The sequence below is a fragment of the Nocardioides thalensis genome, from assembly GCF_013410655.1.
GTDB classification, from domain to species: domain Bacteria; phylum Actinomycetota; class Actinomycetes; order Propionibacteriales; family Nocardioidaceae; genus Nocardioides; species Nocardioides thalensis.
Map to the genome: position 1 here is coordinate 4,407,936 of NZ_JACCFP010000001.1, position 19,235 is coordinate 4,427,170.

14 protein-coding genes are annotated in these 19,235 nt (G+C 72.3%); 10 read left to right on the top strand and 4 right to left on the bottom strand.

Annotation, left to right across the window (positions count from 1 at the left end):
• Positions 1 to 2,472 carry a transglycosylase domain-containing protein gene (locus tag HNR19_RS21485; RefSeq protein WP_343047316.1) on the bottom strand — a complete coding sequence of 824 codons (2,472 nt, stop codon included), beginning with the start codon at positions 2,470 to 2,472 and terminating at the stop codon, positions 1 to 3.
• A 145-nt stretch (positions 2,473 to 2,617) separates the two neighbouring features.
• Between HNR19_RS21485 and HNR19_RS21490 the strand changes: the two genes are divergently transcribed.
• A complete protein-coding gene (locus tag HNR19_RS21490; protein ID WP_179669856.1) occupies positions 2,618 to 3,208 on the top strand; it encodes a PadR family transcriptional regulator in 591 nt (196 codons plus the stop codon).
• Positions 3,205 to 4,287 (top strand): inositol-3-phosphate synthase, encoded by a 1,083-nt coding sequence (locus HNR19_RS21495; protein WP_179669857.1) that lies wholly within the window; start codon positions 3,205 to 3,207, stop codon positions 4,285 to 4,287. The genes HNR19_RS21490 and HNR19_RS21495 overlap by 4 nt, the downstream gene beginning before the upstream one ends.
• Before the next feature lie 87 nt (positions 4,288 to 4,374).
• Here HNR19_RS21495 and HNR19_RS21500 read toward each other — a convergent pair whose 3' ends face one another.
• From HNR19_RS21500 to HNR19_RS21510, 3 genes are all read right to left on the bottom strand, one after another.
• A complete protein-coding gene (locus HNR19_RS21500; RefSeq protein WP_179669858.1) occupies positions 4,375 to 4,842 on the bottom strand; it encodes an SRPBCC family protein in 468 nt (155 codons plus the stop codon).
• Positions 4,843 to 4,933: 91 nt separating this feature from the next.
• Positions 4,934 to 6,559, bottom strand: coding sequence for a sulfatase family protein (locus tag HNR19_RS21505; protein ID WP_179669859.1), 1,626 nt, complete (start codon positions 6,557 to 6,559; stop codon positions 4,934 to 4,936).
• A 35-nt stretch (positions 6,560 to 6,594) separates the two neighbouring features.
• Entirely contained in the window at positions 6,595 to 8,043 is a 1,449-nt protein-coding gene (locus HNR19_RS21510) for a CCA tRNA nucleotidyltransferase (RefSeq protein WP_218910874.1), read from the bottom strand.
• 101 nt (positions 8,044 to 8,144) lie between these two features.
• On the opposite strand from HNR19_RS21510, the gene HNR19_RS21515 reads away from it, so the two are divergent.
• The 8 genes from HNR19_RS21515 to HNR19_RS21550 all read left to right on the top strand — a co-directional run bounded on the left by HNR19_RS21515 (position 8,145) and on the right by HNR19_RS21550 (position 19,232).
• Positions 8,145 to 10,445: a DUF6049 family protein gene (locus HNR19_RS21515; protein ID WP_179669861.1), complete on the top strand. Its 2,301-nt coding sequence runs from the start codon at positions 8,145 to 8,147 to the stop codon at positions 10,443 to 10,445.
• Positions 10,442 to 12,154 (top strand): murein biosynthesis integral membrane protein MurJ, encoded by a 1,713-nt coding sequence (gene murJ, locus HNR19_RS21520; protein ID WP_179669862.1) that lies wholly within the window; start codon positions 10,442 to 10,444, stop codon positions 12,152 to 12,154. Before HNR19_RS21515 ends, murJ begins: the two co-directional genes overlap by 4 nt.
• 102 nt (positions 12,155 to 12,256) lie before the next feature.
• Complete coding sequence (locus HNR19_RS21525) at positions 12,257 to 14,353, top strand: protein kinase family protein (RefSeq protein WP_179669863.1); 2,097 nt, start codon at positions 12,257 to 12,259, stop codon at positions 14,351 to 14,353.
• A complete protein-coding gene (gene sigM, locus HNR19_RS21530) occupies positions 14,343 to 15,080 on the top strand; it encodes an RNA polymerase sigma factor SigM (RefSeq protein ID WP_343047317.1) in 738 nt (245 codons plus the stop codon). Before HNR19_RS21525 ends, sigM begins: the two co-directional genes overlap by 11 nt.
• 28 nt (positions 15,081 to 15,108) lie before the next feature.
• Positions 15,109 to 15,933, top strand: a complete 825-nt coding sequence (locus HNR19_RS21535) for a hypothetical protein (RefSeq protein ID WP_179669864.1) — start codon at positions 15,109 to 15,111, stop codon at positions 15,931 to 15,933.
• A 107-nt stretch (positions 15,934 to 16,040) separates the two neighbouring features.
• The gene (gene trxB / locus HNR19_RS21540; RefSeq protein ID WP_179669865.1) at positions 16,041 to 17,021 is read left to right on the top strand and encodes a thioredoxin-disulfide reductase; all 981 of its coding nucleotides are present in this window, start codon (positions 16,041 to 16,043) and stop codon (positions 17,019 to 17,021) included.
• A gap of 78 nt (positions 17,022 to 17,099) precedes the next feature.
• Positions 17,100 to 17,429 carry a thioredoxin gene (gene trxA, locus HNR19_RS21545; RefSeq protein WP_179669866.1) on the top strand — a complete coding sequence of 110 codons (330 nt, stop codon included), beginning with the start codon at positions 17,100 to 17,102 and terminating at the stop codon, positions 17,427 to 17,429.
• A gap of 186 nt (positions 17,430 to 17,615) precedes the next feature.
• Entirely contained in the window at positions 17,616 to 19,232 is a 1,617-nt protein-coding gene (locus HNR19_RS21550) for a glycosyl hydrolase family 18 protein (protein ID WP_179669867.1), read from the top strand.
• The last annotated feature ends 3 nt before the right edge of the window (positions 19,233 to 19,235 follow it).

Genomic DNA, 19,235 nt, shown 5'->3' on the forward strand with positions numbered 1-19,235 from the left:
CTAGGACACGTCCGGCTGGACCGGCCGCCGGCGTCGCCGCGTCGTCGTCCGCTGTGCGGCCGTTGCGGGGCGTCCGTCGCCGCCACCACCGCCGCCGCCGCCCGGGTTGTCCGGGTTGTCGGGGTCGTCTCCGCCGCCGCCGCCATCGCCGTCGTCACACAGGTTCAGCGGGTCGTTCGGGCACGGGTCGTCGCTGTTCGGGATGTCGTCGCCGTCGCTGTCCGGCTCCTCGGTGCACGCGTCCTGCGGGTCCTGGGGGCACGGGTCGGAGTCGTCGGGCGTGCCGTCGCCGTCGCTGTCCTGCGGCCCGCTCTGGTCGCCCACCTCGCAGTTGCCGTCGGGGTCGGGCGAACCCGGGATGTCCGGGTTGTCCGGGCACTTGTCCCGGTCGTCGGGCACGCCGTCGCCGTCGCTGTCCTTCGGCTCGGGGTCCGGCTTCTTGGTCTTCGGCGGCGGCGGGGGCGGGGTGTACGGCGCGTGGCCCTCCGCGGGCGCCTCGCCGTCGACCCAGGCCGGCTCCGGGAAGTCCTCGATCGGGAGGCCCTCCATCGCGCCGTTCATCACCGCGACCCAGGTGTCGAGCGGGAACGCGCTGCCGAAGAACTCGGGCAGCCACCCGTCGATCTGGTCGGCACCGTCACCACGCACGTAGGTCACTGCCGTGGACAGCTGCGGCGTGTAGCCGGCGAACCACGCCGAGACGACCTCGCCGTCGTCGTTGGTCGCGGTGCCGGTCTTGCCAGCGGCCGGCCGGCCGATCGCCTGGGCGCCGGTGCCGGTGCCGACCTCGACCACCTGCTGGAGGGCGTACGACGCGTCGGCCGCGATGTCCTCGCTGAGCACCCGCTCGGAGTCGACCTTGTGGGTCCAGGTCTCGCCGTTGGGCTCGACGACCTTCTCGATGATGTAGGGCTCGGCCATGACGCCGTTGGCCGCGAGCGTCGCGTAGCCGTTGGCCATGTTGATCGGGCTGACCGTCTGCGAGCCGAGCGCGACCTGTGCGTTGGCCTGGAGGCCGCGAGTGTCGGTCGGGAAGCCGTACTTGTCGCTGCCGGGCTTCTCCGGCGGGATGCCCATCTCGTTGGCGGTCTCGATGATCCGCTCCGGGCCGTTGGGCGTCTCGAGGGTCATGTCGACGAACGCCGTGTTGACCGAGTCCTCGGTCGCGGCGAGCAGGCTGACCGCGGAGCCGTAGTCCTGGTCGCCCTGGTTCTCGAAGTCGTTGCCGTCGGGCGCGATGTAGGGGGAGTTGCCGTCGAACGTGTCCTTGAGCGACCAGCCCTCCTTCAGGGCGGCGGCCACGGCGAAGGCCTTGAACGTCGAGCCGGCCTGGCCCCCCTCGATCGCCCAGTTCAGCTGGGACTGGAGGTAGTCCTGGCCCGCGTAGAACCCACGGACCGCCCCGGTGCCGGGCTCCACGCTCGCGACGCCGACGTGCAGCTCCTTGTCGCTGAAGCCGTCGGGCCTGGCCGCGAGCACGCCGTCCTCGGCAGCGGTCATCGCCTGCTCGGTGAACGTCGTGGTGACCTCGAGGCCGCCGCCGTCGATCTCCTCCTCGGTGTAGCCGAGGCGGAGCAGCTCCTGGCGCACCATCTGGAGCATGTGCCCCTTCTGCCCGCCGTAGGAGTCCTCGCGCGCCTCCTCCTCGACCTTCGGCAGCTTGTTGCGCGCCTTCTCGCCCCGGCTCGAGTCGATCTCCTCCATCTCGACCATCGAGTCGATGACGTACTGGTAGCGGCCCTTGAGGTCGCGCTTGGCGGCGCGGCCGTTGTCGGGGTCGAGGTCGTTGGGGTCGTTGAGGATCGCGGCGAGCACGGCCGACTGCTTGAGGTCGAGGTCCTTGGCGTCGATGCCGAAGTAGGCCTGCGCGGCGGCCTGGATGCCGTAGGCGCCGCGGCCGAAGTAGATGGTGTTGAGGTAGCCCTCGAGCACCTGCTCCTTGGAGTACTGGTTCTGGATCTTCAGCGACAGGATCGCTTCCTTGAGCTTGCGCTTCCAGGTGCGCTCCTGCGTGAGGTACAGGATCTTCACGTACTGCTGGGTGATCGTCGACGCCCCCCGCGTCGTACCGCCCGAGGCGTTGTTGAACGCGGCGCTGAGGATGCCCTTGGGGTCGATGCCCTCGTCGGTCCAGAACGACTGGTTCTCGGCCGCGACCACGGCGTCCTTGATCGACTCGGGCATCTCGTCGTAGTCGATCGCGTCCCGCTCCTGGATCGCGAAGCTGCCGAGGTCGGTCTTGCCGTCGGCGAAGTAGACGTGGGTGGTCTCGGTGAGGAACTCGTCGTTGGGGTCCGGGATGTCGATCATCCGGTAGGCGACGAAGAAGCCGGCAGCGGCGATGAGCAGCATGACGAGACCGCCGATGAGTCCCCACTTGAGGAACCAGAGGATCCGCTGCTTGGCGGTCTTCGGGGTCTTCGGGGACTTCGCCGTCTTCGACCGGGATGCTGCCGCGCGCTTGCCTGCCACGGGGGGTCAGCGTACGTGTCGGGCGGATGAGCCTCCATTCGACGGACGGGAGACCCACCCCGGAGGCGGCCCTGGGTACGCTCCGACGACACCTGCGATCCATCGGATGTTCGCATTCCGCGGATATATCGGTACGATAGATCGCATGGCACGGCGTGGCGACACCATCGAGCTGGCGGTCCTCGGACTGCTGCACGAGGGACCCATGCACGGCTACGAGCTGCGCAAGCGGCTCAACCTGATGCTCGGGTGGGGGCGGATCCTGTCCTACGGGTCGCTCTACCCCGCGCTGAAGAAGATGCTCCGCAACAACCTCATCGAGGAGCTCACCGGCTCGGCCCAGCCGACGTCGCGGCGGCAGCGGATCGTCTACCAGGTGACCGAGAAGGGCACCGAGGAGTTCTCGCGACTGATGTCCGAGGTGGGTCCTGCCGCGTGGGAGGACGACAACTTCGACATCCGGTTCCGGTTCTTCAGCTCCACCGACATGGAGATCCGGCTCCGCGTCCTCGAAGGGCGCCGGTCCCGGCTCCAGGAGCGCCTCGACCGGGTGCAGCGCGAGCTCGCGATGACCCAGCGCGAGGTCGACCGCTACGCCGCCGAGCTCGAGCGGCACGGCGTCGAGTCGGTCGAGCGCGAGGTCCGCTGGCTCTCCGACCTGATCAACGCAGAACGCGGCACCGACACCAAGACAGCAGCAGCTGAAGCAGAGACGACCAAGGAAGGGCTCCCATGAGTTCCGTTCGAGTAGCGATCGCCGGCGTGGGCAACTGCGCCACGTCCCTGATCCAGGGCGTGCACTACTACCGGGACGCCGACCCCAACGGCACGGTGCCCGGCCTGATGCACGTCCAGTTCGGCGACTACCACGTGGGTGACGTCGAGTTCGTCGCCGCGTTCGACGTCGACGACAAGAAGGTCGGCAAGGACCTGTCCGAGGCCATCAACGCCTCGGAGAACAACACGATCCAGATCGCCGACGTGCCCACCCTCGGTGTCGAGGTCCAGCGCGGCCCGACGCTCGACGGCCTCGGCAAGTACTACCGGCAGACCATCGAGGAGTCGGCGGCCGACCCGGTCGACGTCGTCCAGGCGCTCAAGGACGCCGAGGTCGACGTGCTGGTGTCCTACCTGCCGGTGGGCTCGGAGGAGGCCGACAAGTTCTACGCCCAGTGCGCGATCGACGCCGGCGTGGCCTTCGTCAACGCGCTGCCCGTCTTCATCGCCTCCGACCCCGAGTGGGCCAAGAAGTTCGAGGACGCGGGCGTCCCGATCGTCGGTGACGACATCAAGTCGCAGGTTGGCGCGACCATCACCCACCGGGTGATGGCCAAGCTGTTCGAGGACCGCGGCGTGGCGCTGGACCGCACCTACCAGCTCAACGTCGGCGGGAACATGGACTTCAAGAACATGCTCGAGCGCGAGCGCCTGGAGTCCAAGAAGGTCTCGAAGACCCAGGCCGTGACCTCCAACCTCGAGGGCTCGCTCGCCGGCAAGATCGACGACAAGAACGTCCACATCGGCCCCTCCGACTACGTCGCCTGGCTCGACGACCGCAAGTGGGCCTACGTGCGCCTCGAGGGACGCGCGTTCGGTGACGTCCCGCTCAACCTCGAGTACAAGCTCGAGGTCTGGGACTCGCCCAACTCGGCCGGCATCATCATCGACGCCGTCCGCGCGGCCAAGATCGCCAAGGACCGCGGCCACGGCGGCCCGATCATCCCGGCGTCGGCCTACCTGATGAAGAGCCCGCCGGTGCAGATCGAGGACACCGAGGGTCGCGCCCAGCTCGAGGCCTTCATTCGCGGCGAGTGATCGCCCCACCTGTGTGAAGAACGCCGAGTCGGCTCGTGATCACGAGCCGACTCGGCGTCATTTTTGCGTGAAGACGCGCCGACTCGATCAGGACTCGAGCTCGGCCTTGATCCGCGCGAGCGTGGTCTCCATGCCCGCCTGGACCTCGCGGTCGAACTTGTCGAGCCCGCCCATCATCACGCCCTGCAGCTTCGCCGAGATCGGCGAGAGGCCGTCGGGCGCCGTACGTGTCAGGCGGACGTGGGTGCCGGCGGCCGTCGGGGTCAGCTCGTAGGTCCAGTGCAGCCAGTTGTCGGCGACACGGAACGAGATCCGCTTCGCCGGCTCGAAGACGGTGACCTTCGACTGGGTGGGCCACACCTTCCAGCCGCTGCGGTTGATGTTGATCGCCTTGGCGCCCTCGCGCACCTCGCCCCCGCGCACGATGGTCCGCACCACCTGCGGGCTCCAGCTCGCCATCCGCGGCAGGTCGGAAACGAGCTCCCAGACCTGCTCCGGGGACGCCGCGATCTCCGTCTCGGCCTCGAGCATCCGGGCCTCGTGGGTTGTCGTCATGAGCCGTGACCCTGCCACGGCGCCCACCGGGCCCACGTCCTGCTGCGGTAGTAACTTCAGGTGGCCCCGGTCACAGCGCTCGAGGCGAGTCTCAGGGTCCGGCCTGGAGGGACCGCGGCAGCGGCTTGGCGCACGAGCCGCCCTTGCAGAGGCGCAGGTCGCGGAGGTACTTGGCGAGGGCCGCGACGTCATCGGCGTAGGCCGGGAGGTCGACGACGTTCCTCACCTGCGCCGGGTCGCTCTCCATGTCGTAGAGCTCGCGGAAGCCGTCCGCGTGCTCGACGTACAGATAGCGAGCGGTGCGTACGCCGGTGCTGTAGCTGAGCGACTCGCGATCGCCGCGCCGGAGCTGGAGCGGCGGGCCGGACTCGTCGAGATTGGCGATCACGTTGCGCGGCCCGGTCTCGGTGAGCACGCCCCGACGCCAGCCCTGGTCGCCGTGCCGCGCGACCTCGAGGAGGGAGACGCCGTCGAAGGGCCAGTCGACGTCGACGCCGGCCGCGGCGAGCAGCGTCGGCGCGAAGTCGGTGGTCGTGAACGGGTCACTGCGCACCTCGCTCGCCGGGATGCCGGGGCCCCGCACGAGGAGCGGCACGTTGAGGGCGGGCTCGTAGGGCAGCGTCTTGCCCTGCCGGATCCGGTGCTCGCCGAGGAAGTAGCCGTTGTCGGAGGTGAGGACGACCAGGGTGTCGTCGAGCTCCCCGCTCGCCTCGAGGGCCGTGATCGTCCGGGCGACCGCCTCGTCGGTGGCGCCGAGGGCTTCCGCGCGCTGGCGCGCCGTCTCGAGGAGCCCCGCCTGCTCGGCGTCGTTGAGCGGCGGCAGGGTGCGGATGAAGAACGGCTTGTCGCTGACGTCGTCCTCGCCCGCTGCGCCCGGCGCGACCGTGAGCTCCTCGTCGAGCGTGTTGCGCCACCGCGGCGGGCGGGCCGTCGTCTGGAAGTCGGTGACCTTGCCGTCGTCGCGGGTGATCGGGGCAGGGTCGTCGGCCTCGCCGGGTTGGCCGTGGTGCGGGGCGACGTAGTTGGCCCAGAGGAAGAACGGGCCGTCCGCCGCCGCCTGCTCGGCGACGATCGTCTCGGTGAGGTTCGCGAACGCGTCGGACTGGTAGACACCCGGCTGGAGCGCGAACGTGCCGTTGTCGTTGAGCGTGGTGTTGAAGAACCGGTAGGTGCCGCCCGCGAGCGGTTCCCCGGGCCCGGGCCCACCGTCGAGCGCGCCCTGCCAGTCGCTCCAGCCGGGCGGGATGTAGCGCCGCGAGTCCGCCGCGCTCCCGTCGGGGGCGGGCTGGACGCCGTACCCGTTGAGGTACTTGCCGAAGAAGACCGTGTCGTAGCCGGCGTCCTGGAGCCAGACCGGCAGCGCCTCCGCGTCACGCAGCGTCTTGAACCCGTACGGCTCCAGGTGCGACCACACCTCGTGGTTGTGGGCGTGCTGGCCGGTGAGGAACGACGAGCGGGCCGGGCAGCACAGCGGGTAGGACGAGTAGGCGTGCTCGAACGTCACTCCCTGGTCGCCGATGAGCGCGCGGGTGCGGGGCATCCACTGGAGGTCGTCGGCGCGCATGTCGTCGAGGGTGATCACGACGATGTTGGGCTTGGTCGCGTCCGTTGCGACCTGGGCAGACGGGCGTCCCGTCGCCGGGACGGCGGCGAGGGTGGCGGCGAGGAACGCGAGCAGCACGCCGGTCAGGGCGGCGACGACAGGGCGGCGGGACATCGGACCTCCGAGCAGGCGGGATGATGCCGCGCAACCTAACCCGCGGGCGGACGGCCCTCCGAGCGTTCTGCCCACCATGCAAGTAATGCGGCCTTCGCCTCGTCGGGGGACTTCGGGCCCTCGTCGAGCCGCAGGTCGAGCAGGAACCGGTACGCCTCGCCGACCTCGGGGCCGGGCTTGATGCCGAGGATCTTCATGACCTGGTTGCCGTTGAGGTCGGGCCGGATCGCCGCCAGCTCCTCCTCCTCGGACAGCCGCTCGATGCGGGCCTCCAGGTCGTCATAGGTACGGCGCAGCCGGTCGGCCTTGCGCTTGTTGCGGGTGGTGCAGTCGGCCCGGGTCAGGACGTGCAGGCGGACGAGCTCGTCGCCGGCGTCGCGCACGTAGCGCCGTACGGCGGAGTCGGTCCACTCGCCGGTGCCGTAGCCGTGGAACCGCAGGTGCAGCTCGACCAGCTTGCACACGGCGTCGGTCTCGTCGCCGGAGAAGCGCAGCGCCTGCATCCGCTTGCGGGTGATCTTGGCGCCGACGACGTCGTGGTGGTGGAACGTCACGGTGCCGTCGTCGAGGAAGCGGCGCGTCTTCGGCTTGCCGACGTCGTGCATGAGGGCGGCGAACCGGGAGACGAAGTCGGGCTTGCCGCCGAACCTCGCCTCCTCCTGCTCGATCGCCTGCTCGAGCACGGTCAGCGAGTGCTCGTAGACGTCCTTGTGGCGGTGGTGCTCGTCGCGCTCGAGCTTGAGGGCGGGCAGCTCGGGCAGCACGATGTCGGCGAGGCCGGTGTCGACGAGCAGCGTCAGTCCGAGCCGCGGGTGGGGCGCCATGATCAGCTTCACGAGCTCGTCGCGGATCCGCTCGGCGGACACGATCGAGAGCCGCTCCGCCATCTCGGTCATCGCGCGGACCACGTCGGGATCGACCGAGAAGCCCAGCTGCGCGGCGAACCGCGCCGCCCGCATCATCCGCAGCGGGTCGTCGGAGAAGGAGTCCTCGGGGCGGCCGGGGGTGCGCAGCACCTGGTGCGCCAGGTCGACGACGCCGCCGAACGGGTCCTCGATCTCGCGGCCGGGCACCCGCACCGCCATCGCGTTGACCGAGAAGTCGCGCCGCCCGAGGTCGCCGGCCAGGGTGTCGCCGTAGTCGACGTCGGGCTTGCGGCTGTCGGGGTCGTAGGTCTCGGAGCGGTAGGTCGTCACCTCGACCACCCAGTCGCCCTTGCGGCAGCCGATGGTCCCGAAGCTGCGGCCCATGTCCCACCAGGCGTCGCCCCACCCGCGCAGGATCCGCTCGGTGACCTCGGGCCGGGCCGACGTCGCGAAGTCGAGGTCGTTGGAGCGGCGGCCGAGCATCGCGTCGCGCACCGGGCCCCCAACCAGCGCCAGCTCGTGCCCGGCGTCTGCGAACCGGGCGCCGAGGTCGTCGATCACCGGCGCGATCCGGTCGAGCTCCGCGGTCACCGCCTGCTGGACGTCGACGAGCCGCAACGGCTCGGACGCGGGGCGGTTCTGGTCGGACACGAAGGGTGAGTCTAGGAGTGCAGCGCGCCCCGGTCCGAGTCGGTATGGCGCGGCACTACCCTCGTGGCGTGGTCCGTCGCTGTCGTCCTGCCCTCGTGCGTGGGGCAGTGGTGGCCGCACTCGCCGGCGGCGGGCTGACGACGGCCTCGGTGGTCGCGCCCGGGCCGGCGCGCGCAGCCGCGGAGGAGGCGCCGTACGAGCCGGCGCTGACGCTCACCATCGACGAACTGGCTCCCGGCTACGTGCCCGAGAGCGGACCGATCGAGATCACCGGGACGGTGACCAACACCGACGTCGTCGCGTGGGAGGACGTCACCGTCTACCCGTTCTTCGACTGCTCGGCGGACCCGGCGTGCGGCGCCGGGTTCGACCAGAAGCCCATGACCACCGCCGCCGAGCTCGCGGAGGCCGCGCAGGCCGACCCCGAGGAGGTCGTCGGCAACCGGATCCTCACCGAGGGCGTCGAGGACGAGGTCGGCGACATCGACCCGGGGGAGTCCGCGTCGTACTCCCTCACCGTCCCGCGCTCGGAGCTCGCGCCGTTCCTCACCGGCCCGGGCGTCTACTGGTTCGGCGTGCACGCGCTCGGGAGCAGTGAGGCGACGCCGTACGACTCGAACTCCGACGGGCGCGCACGGACCTTCCTTCCCTACATCGGCCCGCGGATGGCCGAGGACCGCACCGTCGACGCGGCCGTCGTGATCCCGCTGCGGCGGCGGATCACCCACCTGCCCAACGGCGCGGTCGGCCGCCGGGGCCTGTGGGACCAGGCGCTCTCCGCCGATGGCAACCTCGGCCGGCTGCTCGCGTTCGGCAGCGCGTCGGTCGACGACCCGGTGAGCTGGCTGGTCGACCCCGCCGTCCCCGACGCGGTGCGCCAGCTGGCCCGCGGCAACAAGGGGCGCTCGATCGCGCCGACCGGCCCCGCGCCCGGCGAGGACGGCCAGGAGGAGGGCGAGGGCGTGGACCCCGAGGCCACCGACACCGCCGTCGGCGAGGACGCCGGCGAGGAGGAGTCGGCCGAGCCGGCGAACCCGGAGGCGCAGGCCTGGCTCGACGACCTCGAGGACGAGCTCGGCACCGGCCTGTCCAACGGCCAGGTGCTCGCGCTGCCGTACGGCGACCTCGACGTGGCCGGTGCGGCGGAGAGCGACCCGCGGCTCTACCGGCGGGCGCGCGAGCAGACCTCGATCCTCGACGACTGGGGCATCATCACCACGCCGGTGCTCGGGTCGCCGGGCGGCTACCTCGACGCCAACGGCTTCCTGCTCGCCGACGACTCCTCGGCGGTGCTGCTCACCGACCGGATGTTCGGCCCCGAGGCGTTCCCCGACGGCCCGCCCCGGGTGGGCAAGGTCGGGCAGCACCGGGTGGTCGTCACGTCGTACGCCGCCTCGACCGGCGGTCCGGGCCCCGACCCGCGGCTGACCGGGCTCCAGCTGCGCCAGCGGATGCTGAGCGAGGCCGCCGTCCGCCTGCTCTCGCCGGACCCGGCGCCGCTCGTCGTCGTGCTGCCCGGCTCGGTCGACCCCGCCGACGCCGGCGACTTCTGGTCCGGCCTCGATCCCCGGTGGCTCGACGTCGGCACCGTCGGCCAGGTGGCTGCGGGCGCGACCGAGGAGATCGGGCTCGACGACCTCGACTACCCCGAGGACCAGGAGGACTACGAGCTCCCCGACTACCTCTTCGACCAGGCGCGCGGGCTCGCGGACGCCGGCGACACCCTCCAACGCATGCTCAGCCGCAACGACACGGTCGGCGACCAGGTCCGCACCGAGGCGCTGACCGGCGCGTCGTACTCCGCCCGTCCCGACCCGAGCGGCACCGCCTCGATGCTGTCGGCGTCCGAGGACTGGATCCGCCGGGTGCAGGCGCGGGTGCGGATCAGCGCGCCGCCCGGGGTCACGCTGTCCAGCGCCGACGGCAGCTTCGCCGTCACCGTCAGGAACCAGCTCAAGCAGCCGGTCACCGTGCGGATCTCGGCCGACACCGAGGACGGCATCGCCATCGAGTCCGGCGACCCGGTCGAGCTCGCCCCCAACAGCCGCACCACCGTGGTCCTCGACGCCCACACCGACGCGCTCGGCGTGCACAACGTCCGGCTCGCGGTGACCGACATCGAGGGCAACTCCCTCGGCGCGACCGCCGTGGTGCCGGTGCGCTCGGGCCAGGTCGGCGAGATCATCTGGTGGTTCATCGGCGGCGGGTGCGGCATCCTCTTCGTGGCGATCGCGATCCGGCTGGTACGGCGCATCCGCGGCACGGGTGGGAGCGAGGACGAGCCCGACGGGGGCACCGCAGGCGAGGACGCCACCGCGCCGGAGCCGGCCGGCGCCGCACCCACCGAGGCCCCGACGAGCGGCGCATGAGCGACCCGATCGACCCGGCCGGGCCGTCGACACCGGCCTCGCCCGCCGCCGAGCCGGCCGGTGAGCAGCGCCGGATCCTCGCCAACAGCGCGGTGATGGCCGCCGGCACCGTGGTCTCGCGGTTCAGCGGGTTCATCCGCTCCACGCTGCTCGCGGCCGCGCTCGGGGCCGGCGTCGGCGCCGACGTGTTCACGGTCGCCAACACCGTGCCCAACATGCTCTACATCCTGCTCGCCGGCGGCGTCTTCAACGCGGTGCTCGTGCCGCAGCTGGTCCGGGCGATGAAGGGCGACGCGGACGGTGGGGCGGCGTACGTCGACCGCATCATGACGCTCGCGGTGCTGTTCCTCGGCGCGGTGACCGTGCTGCTCGTCATCGCGGCGCCGACCGTGATGGACGTGATGCTCGACGCCGACTACCGCGACCCCGAGCTCGCGGCCCAGCGCCAGTCGGCGATCGACTTCGCGCGGTTCTGCCTGCCGCAGGTCTTCTTCTACGGGATGTTCGTGCTGGTCGGCCAGGTCCTCAACGCGCGCGGCCGGTTCGGCCCGATGATGTGGGCGCCGATCGCCAACAACGTGATCGCCGTCAGCGTGCTGGTGATCTACCTGCTCGCGTTCGGGCCGGCGTCCGAGCCCGAGCAGGGCGGGCTGTTCACCGGGGGTCAGGAGGCGCTCCTCGGCATCGGCTCGACGGTGGGGATCCTGGCCCAGCTGGTGATCCTGGTGCCGTTCCTGAGCGCAGCCGGCGTCAGCTACCGCCCGCGGTTCGACTTCCTGCACACCGGGCTGGGCGCGACGTTCCGGCTCGGCGTGTGGACCGTGCTGTTCGTCATCGTCAACCAGGCGGCGTACGTCGTCGTGGTGCGGCTCGCCTCCGGGGGCACGGCCGAGTCCGACGACGGCACCGGTGTGTTCGTCTACTCGAGCGCCCAGCTGGTGACGATGGTGCCGCACTCGATCATCACGGTGTCGCTCGCGACCGCGATCCTGCCGCGGCTCGCCGCCCACGCGGCCGGCAGCGACCTGCCCGCGCTGGGGCGGACGCTCACCGACACGATCCGCGCCGCGCTGGTGGTGCTGGTGCCGTTCGCGCTGCTGCTGCCCGTGGTCGCCGACGACATCGCCCAGGTGATCTGGGGCCACGGCGCCACGGCCGCGAAGTACCACCTCTTCGAGACGCCGCTCTCGCTGTTCGGGGCCGGAATCGTGCTGTTCACGATCCACTACCTGACGCTGCGCGGGTTCTACGCGCTCGAGCTCAACCGCACGGTGTTCTTCATCCAGTGCCTGATCGCCGCGGTCAACGTCGGTCTGGCCGTGTGGTTCGTCGGGATGTCCGACGCCGGCAACACCGCACCGGCGCTGATCCTCGCCTACACCGGCGCGTACGGCGTCGGCGCCGCGGTGTCGTTCGCGATGCTGCAGCGGCGGATCGGTAGCAGCGGCCTCGGGACGCTGGGAGGCTTCGCGCTCCGGCTCCTCGTGGCGGCCGGCGTCGCGAGCGCCGTCGCGGCGATCGCGGCCTGGGTCGTCGGCGGCGCAAGCGACCAGCTCCCCGGTGCGGACAGCTGGCCGTGGGCACTGCTCGAGGGGGTGCTGATCACGGCCGTCGACGTGGTCGCGTTCGTCGTGCTGGCGCGCCTGCTGGGGCTGCGTGAGGTGACGTCGGTGCTCGCCACGGTGACCGGCCGGTTGCGACGCGGTTGAGGGCTCGGTGCGGTTCGGCGGCGGGCCGCGGCGTACCCGCACATCGCCGGTGCGAGCGGCCTACGATGAACGAGGGACACGGAAAGGACTGGGGTGGCTCCCGTGGCACAGTCGACGCGGCCGGGTGACGTGCTCGCCGGCCGCTACCGCTTGGTCGACCTGCTGAGCGAGAGCGGGAGCGGCCGGTTCTGGCGCGCCCACGACCTGGTCCTCGAGCGCCCCGTCGCCCTGCACGTGCTCGCCGAGGACGACGAGCGGGCGCAGCCCCTGCTCGACGCCGCGAGCCTCTCGGCGCAGGTGCTCGACGCCCGCATCCTGCGCGTGCTCGACGCCGACCACCGCGACGGGCTCTGCTACGTCGTCAACGAGTGGGGCACCGGCATCTCGCTCGACATCCTCGTCCGCCAGACCGGGCCGCTCGGCCCGCGGCGCTCGGCATGGCTCACCGCCGACGTCGCCGGCGCGATCGCTCGGGCGCACGCGGCCGGCGTCGTGCACGGCCGGCTCAACCCCGAGAACGTGCTCATCGACCGCTACGGCGCGGTCCGGCTGATCGGCCTGTGCGTCGACGCGGCGCTGCACGGCATCACCGGGAGCGACGAGGCCACCGACCGCGCCGACCTCGCCGGCCTGCTCTACTGCGCGCTCACCGCGACCTGGCCCGGCCCCTCGACGTCGGCCGTCGCGGCGGCGCCGGTCGCGCACGGCGAGGTACTGTCGCCGCGGCGGGTCCGCGCCGGGGTACCGCGACCCCTCGACCAGCTGTGGCTCGACCTCACCGCCCACCGCTCCGGCGAGGGCCGGCTCCGCTGGGCCTCGAGCGCCTCCGCCGACCTCGAGACCGTGCCCGCGATCCAGCAGCGGCTGCTGGACTTCCTCGGTGATCCCACCGGGTTGCCGGAGGCACTCGCCGCGTCGGTGCCGCCGGTCAACGAGGTGCGTCCCGTGGTCCTGCCCACGGTCGACGACCCGTTGCCGCACGAGCGCGACGACACCGACGGCATACCGACGGTCCGGCCGGTCGCGCAGGCACAGGCCGCGCCGGAGCGGTCGGCCGGCGAGAGTGCCGCCGCGGCGGACCCGCCGGCCACGCAGCGCATCGCGACGCTCACCGCGTCCTCCCCGAAGCCCGGCCCGGCTCCCGACGGGGACGAGCCCGAGACCCGGCTGGTCGACGCCGACGCCGAGGCCGACGACGAGGACGACGATGAGGACCTTGACGTCGCCGCTGACGCCGAGCCAGAAGCCGACGCCCGCAGCGACGCCGATGCCGACACTGATGGGACAGCGGCGCCGGCCGTCGTGGACCTGCCGACCGAGGCCGGCATGCCGGTCTTCGGCGACGGCGACGACGTCGCCTGGCTCCGCGCCCGGGCGACCCCGCCGCCCCCGCCCCCGCCGTTCGAGGAGCCGCCGGAGCGCCCGCTCTTCGCGCCCGACCCGGTACGCCGGCCGCGGGACGACGTACCCCGTCCGGCGCCGGTGTCGATGCCGCCTCCGCCGCCCGCCGAGGGCAAGGAGTACTGGCCGTGGACGGCCGACACCGACGGGTTCGGTCCGGCGACCGGAGAGATCGGCGAGGACGACGCCGTGCCGGGGCGGAGCTGGCTGCGCCTGGCGATGGGCATCTCCGCCGCTCTGCTGCTGCTGCTCGCGGTGATCGTCGCGTTCAACCTCGGCCGCGGGCGCACGCCGCTGGGCGCCGAGCCCGACCCCACGCCGTCGCGGTCGGCCAGCTCCCCGGCCGCCGCGCCGGTGCGCCAGCTGACCGGCCTGACCGCGTCGGACCTCGACCCGTTCGGCGACGACGAGCACCCCGACGAGGTCTCCAACGCGATCGACGGCGACCCGGCCTCGACCTGGCCCACCGACACCTACGAGCAGCAGTTCGGCCCCGGCGGGCTCAAGCCCGGCGTGGGGCTGGTCCTCGACCTCGGCGACGCCGCGACGGTGCACTCCGCCGACCTGACCTTCCTCGGCGCTCCGACGACGGTGCGCATGTACGTCACCGACACCGCGCCCACCGGCGCCCCGACCGGCGACCCCGTCGCGGAGGTGGAGGCGACCGGGCCGACGGCCTCGCTCGAGCCGGAGGAGCCGGTCGACGGTCGCTACGTGCTGCTCTGGATCACCTCGCTTCCGGAGGTCTCGGGCGGCTACCGTGCAGAGCTGGCAGAGGTGGTGGTCCGTGGCGACTGAGCGCACAGTGCGCACCGACGAGCGCACCGACGCCGAGCTCCTCGCCGCCCACGTCGCGGGCGACGCCGAGGCGTTCGGCGAGCTCTTCGCGCGCCACCGCGACCGGCTGTGGGCGGTGGCGCTGCGCACGATGGGCGAGCCCGAGGGGGCGGCCGACGGTCTCCAGGACGGGATGATCGCCGCGTTCCGCCGGGCGGGCTCCTACCGCGGCGACGCCGCGGTCACCTCCTGGCTGCACCGGGTGGTGGTCAACGCCTGCCTCGACCGCCTGCGTGCGGCGAAGGTACGACGCGCCGACCCCCTGCCCGACGACGTCGACGAGACGGGCCGGGGCTCGCTCGACACCGCCGCGTCCGGGACCGACGAGACGCTCGACCCGGCCGAGCACTCCGCGCGCGCCGACCAGCGCCGCCAGGTGCTGGCCGCGCTCGGCGAGCTGTCGGCGGACCAGCGGGCGGCGATCGTGCTCGTCGACATGGAGGGCTACTCGGTGGCCGAGGCGGCGGCCATCCTCGACTGTGCGGAGGGCACGGTGAAGTCCCGCTGCTCCCGCGGGCGGGCCCGGCTCGCCGAACTGCTGCGGCCGCTGCTCGACGACACCGACACCAGCGCCGACGCGGCGGCCGTCACACCGGTCACGGGGAACCCGCCGTCCGGACCGGACGTCGGACCCACATCCCCTCCGCGCGGCCCGCCCGACGAGGACCGCGCCCCCTCCCGACTATGAGTCACTGACTCCCGAGCACAGGACAGCCATGACCTCCCCCACCGACGACGAGCGCCAGGACGGACCCGCCTCCGCCGCCGACGACGCGGCCGTGCGCCGGCTGCTCGCCGACGCCCGGGCCGCCGGTCCGGTGCCGCCCGAGGTCGCGTCCCGGCTCGACGCCACCCTCGCCGGCCTCGTCGCCGACCGCGAACAGGAGGCCGGCCCGGCGGACGGCACGACGGACGACACGGAGGACGACCGCACCGCCGCGGTGGTCCCGCTCGCGAGCCGGCGGCGCCGTACGGCGGCCGGGCTGCTGGTCGCCGCGGCGGCCCTCGTGGTCGGCGGCGTCGCCGTGGGCCAGTACCTGGACCAGTCGTCGTCGCCCGACCAGGCGAGCGCCGGCGCCGACGCCGATGGCGGTGCGGTCGACCGCGGCGAGGCCGAAGCCGCCGACGACCTCGGGTCGGCGAAGGCCCCCTCCGACGGCACCGGCCCGGGCGAGATGGTCCTCGGCAACGAGGACCGCCCGGCCCTCCGAACGCTCCGGATCAAGGCGCCCGCCACGACGCCGCAGGTCCGGACGGGCCACCTCAAGGCCGACCTCGAGTGGCTCCAGATCGAGAAGCTCGACGGGGTACGACGCGGCTACTACCTCGGATCGTTCGTGGTGCTTCCGCGTGGGTTCCAGTGCGCGCCGGCCGCCTGGGGTCCCGGCATCCACTTCGGCGTCCGCTACGACGGGCGCTCGGCGATGGCCGCCTTCCGCGAGCCGCAGGGCGACAACCAGGTCGTCGACGTGCTCCAGTGCGACACCGCCGACGTGCTGCGGTCGACGACGCTGCCCTCGCGGGCGCGCGGCGGCCGCTGACCGTCCGGCGGGCGGGCCTCGGGCCGGGGAACATCCCGGCCTACGATCGGGTTGACACCACACGGTCCCACCAGCCCCCCCCTGCCCTCCCGAGGAGCACTCCGCACATGTCCGACACCGGTTTGAGCACCGCCACCGAGCCGCGCAACGTCATCATCATCGGCTCCGGTCCCGCCGGTTACACGGCCGCCGTCTACAGCGCGCGGGCGAACCTGCACCCGCTCGTGTTCGAGGGCTCGGTGACCGCCGGCGGCGCGCTGATGAACACCACCGAGGTCGAGAACTTCCCAGGCTTCCGCGACGGCATCATGGGCCCGGCCCTGATGGACGAGATGCGCGCCCAGGCCGAGCGCTTCGGCGCCGAGCTGGTGGCCGACGACGTGGTCGAGGTCGACCTGTCCGGTCCGGTCAAGGTCGTCAAGACCGCGACCGACACCTACACCGCTCACACGGTGGTGCTGGCGATGGGCTCGGCCTACCGCAAGCTCGGCCTGCCCAACGAGGAGACCCTCTCGGGCCGCGGCGTCTCCTACTGCGCGACGTGTGACGGGTTCTTCTTCCGCGAGCAGCACATCGCGGTCATCGGCGGCGGCGACTCGGCGGTCGAGGAGGCGACGTTCCTCACCCGGTTCGGCTCGAAGGTCTCGCTGATCCACCGCCGCGACGAGCTGCGCGCCTCGAAGATCATGCAGGAGCGCGCGTTCGCCGACCCCAAGCTCGAGATCGTCTGGAACGCCGAGGTCGACTCGATCAACGGCACCGATTCTCTGGAGTCGATCACGCTCCGCGACACGGTGACCGGCGAGAAGCGCGACATGGCCGCGACCGGCCTGTTCATCGCGATCGGCCACGACCCGCGCTCGGAGCTGCTCACGGGCCAGATCGACCTCGACGACGACGGCTACGTCGTCGTACAGCCGGGCTCGACCGCGACCAACCAGCCGGGCGTGTTCGCCGCCGGCGACCTGGTCGACCGCCGCTACCAGCAGGCGATCACCGCTGCCGGCACCGGCTGCGCGGCCGCGCTCGACGCCGAGAAGTACCTCGCCGAGATCGCGCACGCAGCCGCCACCGCCGGCGTCTCCTGACCGGGAATGCCAGCGGGGAGGCGTACGTTCTCCTGCTAGACGTTTCGTTCACTTTCCAGATCCGAAGGGTGGCCCTCCGTGGCTGACAACATCTCCGCCGTGACCGACGCCGAGTTCGAGGCGCAGGTCCTCAAGTCCGACAAGCCCGTCCTCGTGGACTTCTGGGCCGAGTGGTGCGGCCCGTGCCGCCAGGTCGCCCCGATCCTCGACGAGATCGCCGGCCAGCACGGCGACAAGATCGAGTTCCGGAAGATGAACGTCGACGAGAACCCGGTCACCCCGGCGTCGTACCGCGTCACCGGCATCCCGACCATCAACGTCTACCAGAACGGCGAGGTCGTGAAGACCATCGTCGGCGCCCGCCCGAAGGCCGCGATCCTCAAGGAGCTCGAGGACCTCATCAGCTGACGAGGCCGAGCGCCTGACTAGTACGGCGCCCGCTTACCGCTCGCGGTGGGCGGGCGTCGGCCGTTTTCTCGGGTCCCGGGACCTTCCCCGGGGGTCCCGGGACCAAGGTCTCGTTGTCGTCCGTCTCGAGGATGAATCTCGAGCGCCCCGGCACGCGGGGTGCCGCCGACGGCGCAGCATCGGCACATGCGAAGCCCCGTCCCTGCCGCCGTCGTCGCCTACGTTGCCGTCCTGTCGGCCGTCCTCGCGGGCCTCGTGCTCGTCGCGGCTCCCCCCGCGCCGGCCGAGCCGGGCAGGATCGGGTCGGAGTCGCGGCGGGCGTCGGGTATCCGGCTCGCGGCGCCCCACGCCGTACGCACCGGCACCCGGGTGCGTCTCACCGCGACGGTGCGCCCCGTGCGGCGGGGCCGGCCGGTCCGCCTGCAGGTGCGGCGAGACGGTCGGTGGCAGACCGTGACGGGAGCGGGCCAGCAGCGCCGGCAGGTCGTGCTCGCCACGACGGTGGGACGGACGGCCCGTTATCGCGCCGTCGCGCCGCGCTGGCGGGATGCCGGGGCGATGCGGAGCCGGGCGGTGACCGTGGTCGCCGAGGATGCTCCCCACGGCAGCACCCCGTGGGTGACCGGCTACTACGCCGGCTGGTTCTGGGACCAGATGTATCCGCCGGAGGTCGTCGACATGGACGCGATGACCCACCTCGTGTTCGGTCGTGTCGCGCCGGGTGGCGGGTCCTTGGGCGGTCGGCCCGGCACGGTGGTCCCGGGCGCCGGCACGGCCCACGACCCAGGACTCGCTCCGGACGGCCGCGGCGACTCGGTCGAGGACTACCTGGTGCGAAGGGCTCACGCTGCCGGGACCGCGGCCCTCCTGATGCTCGGCGGGGACGGTCTGGACGGGCGCGGGTTCGTCGCGTCGACGAGCGACGCGCGTCGGCCGGCGTTCGTCGAGGCCGTAGCCGACTACCTGGTCGCCCACGACTACGACGGGGTGGACCTCGACTGGGAGAACTGCCTGGGCGGCGAGGCGGGCTGCGGCGTCGGTGCGGCCGAGGCCCGGCGCCGTCTTCGAGCACTCATCGCTGACCTCCGCACCGAGCTCGCGAGCCGCCCGCGCTACGACCGGACGCCCGCTCTCATCACGTTCCCCGGCTATGCCGTCAACATCAACTTCCTCCGCCCGGGCGGCAAGGTCGAGCAGTGGCAGGCCGACGTCGCCAACGCGGTCGACCAGTACAACCTGATGACGTACGGCGTCGGCACCACCTGGTGGGGTCACGGCACCGGGTGGCACTCCTGGTTCTCCGGTGCCCTGACCGGCGCCGGGCCCGACCACCCGGTCGACATCTCGTCCAGCATCGCGGCGTACGTCCGCACCGGCGTGCCCGCGGCCCGGCTCGGCATCGGCATCGGCTTCTACGGCATCTACTACGGCCCGGAGATCGACGGTCCGCGCGAGTACGACGCCGGCAACGACATCTTCGAGGTCCAGGACGCCGCGCTCGGCTATGCCGAGCTGGTCCGCAAGGGCTATCTCTCCCACGGATCGCTCCACTGGGACGCCGCGGCGCAGTCGACGTACCGGCTCTACGACGGCGGCGGCTACGTCCCTGCGGTCGATCCCGCGGCAGCACCGGCCGGCATGCTGTCCTACGAGGACGAGCGCTCGATCGGCGCCAAGGGTGCGTGGGTGCGCGAGCACGGGGTCGGTGGCACCATCCTGTGGACCCTCAACTACGGCTACCTCCCTGGCGCGGGGACCAACCCGCTCCTCGACGCCACCGCGGAGGCCTTCCTCGCCCCCTGAGCG

What these genes read in the sequence shown, in the direction of transcription:
- HNR19_RS21505 (WP_179669859.1), bottom strand. Translation starts at nt 6,559, where the DNA reads ATGTCCCGCCGCCCTGTCGTCGCCGCCCTGACCGGCGTGCTGCTCGCG.
- HNR19_RS21550 (WP_179669867.1), top strand. Translation starts at nt 17,616, where the DNA reads ATGCGAAGCCCCGTCCCTGCCGCCGTCGTCGCCTACGTTGCCGTCCTG.
- HNR19_RS21500 (WP_179669858.1), bottom strand. Translation starts at nt 4,842, where the DNA reads ATGACGACAACCCACGAGGCCCGGATGCTCGAGGCCGAGACGGAGATC.
- murJ (WP_179669862.1), top strand. Translation starts at nt 10,442, where the DNA reads ATGAGCGACCCGATCGACCCGGCCGGGCCGTCGACACCGGCCTCGCCC.
- trxB (WP_179669865.1), top strand. Translation starts at nt 16,041, where the DNA reads ATGTCCGACACCGGTTTGAGCACCGCCACCGAGCCGCGCAACGTCATC.
- HNR19_RS21535 (WP_179669864.1), top strand. Translation starts at nt 15,109, where the DNA reads ATGACCTCCCCCACCGACGACGAGCGCCAGGACGGACCCGCCTCCGCC.
- HNR19_RS21490 (WP_179669856.1), top strand. Translation starts at nt 2,618, where the DNA reads ATGGCACGGCGTGGCGACACCATCGAGCTGGCGGTCCTCGGACTGCTG.
- HNR19_RS21495 (WP_179669857.1), top strand. Translation starts at nt 3,205, where the DNA reads ATGAGTTCCGTTCGAGTAGCGATCGCCGGCGTGGGCAACTGCGCCACG.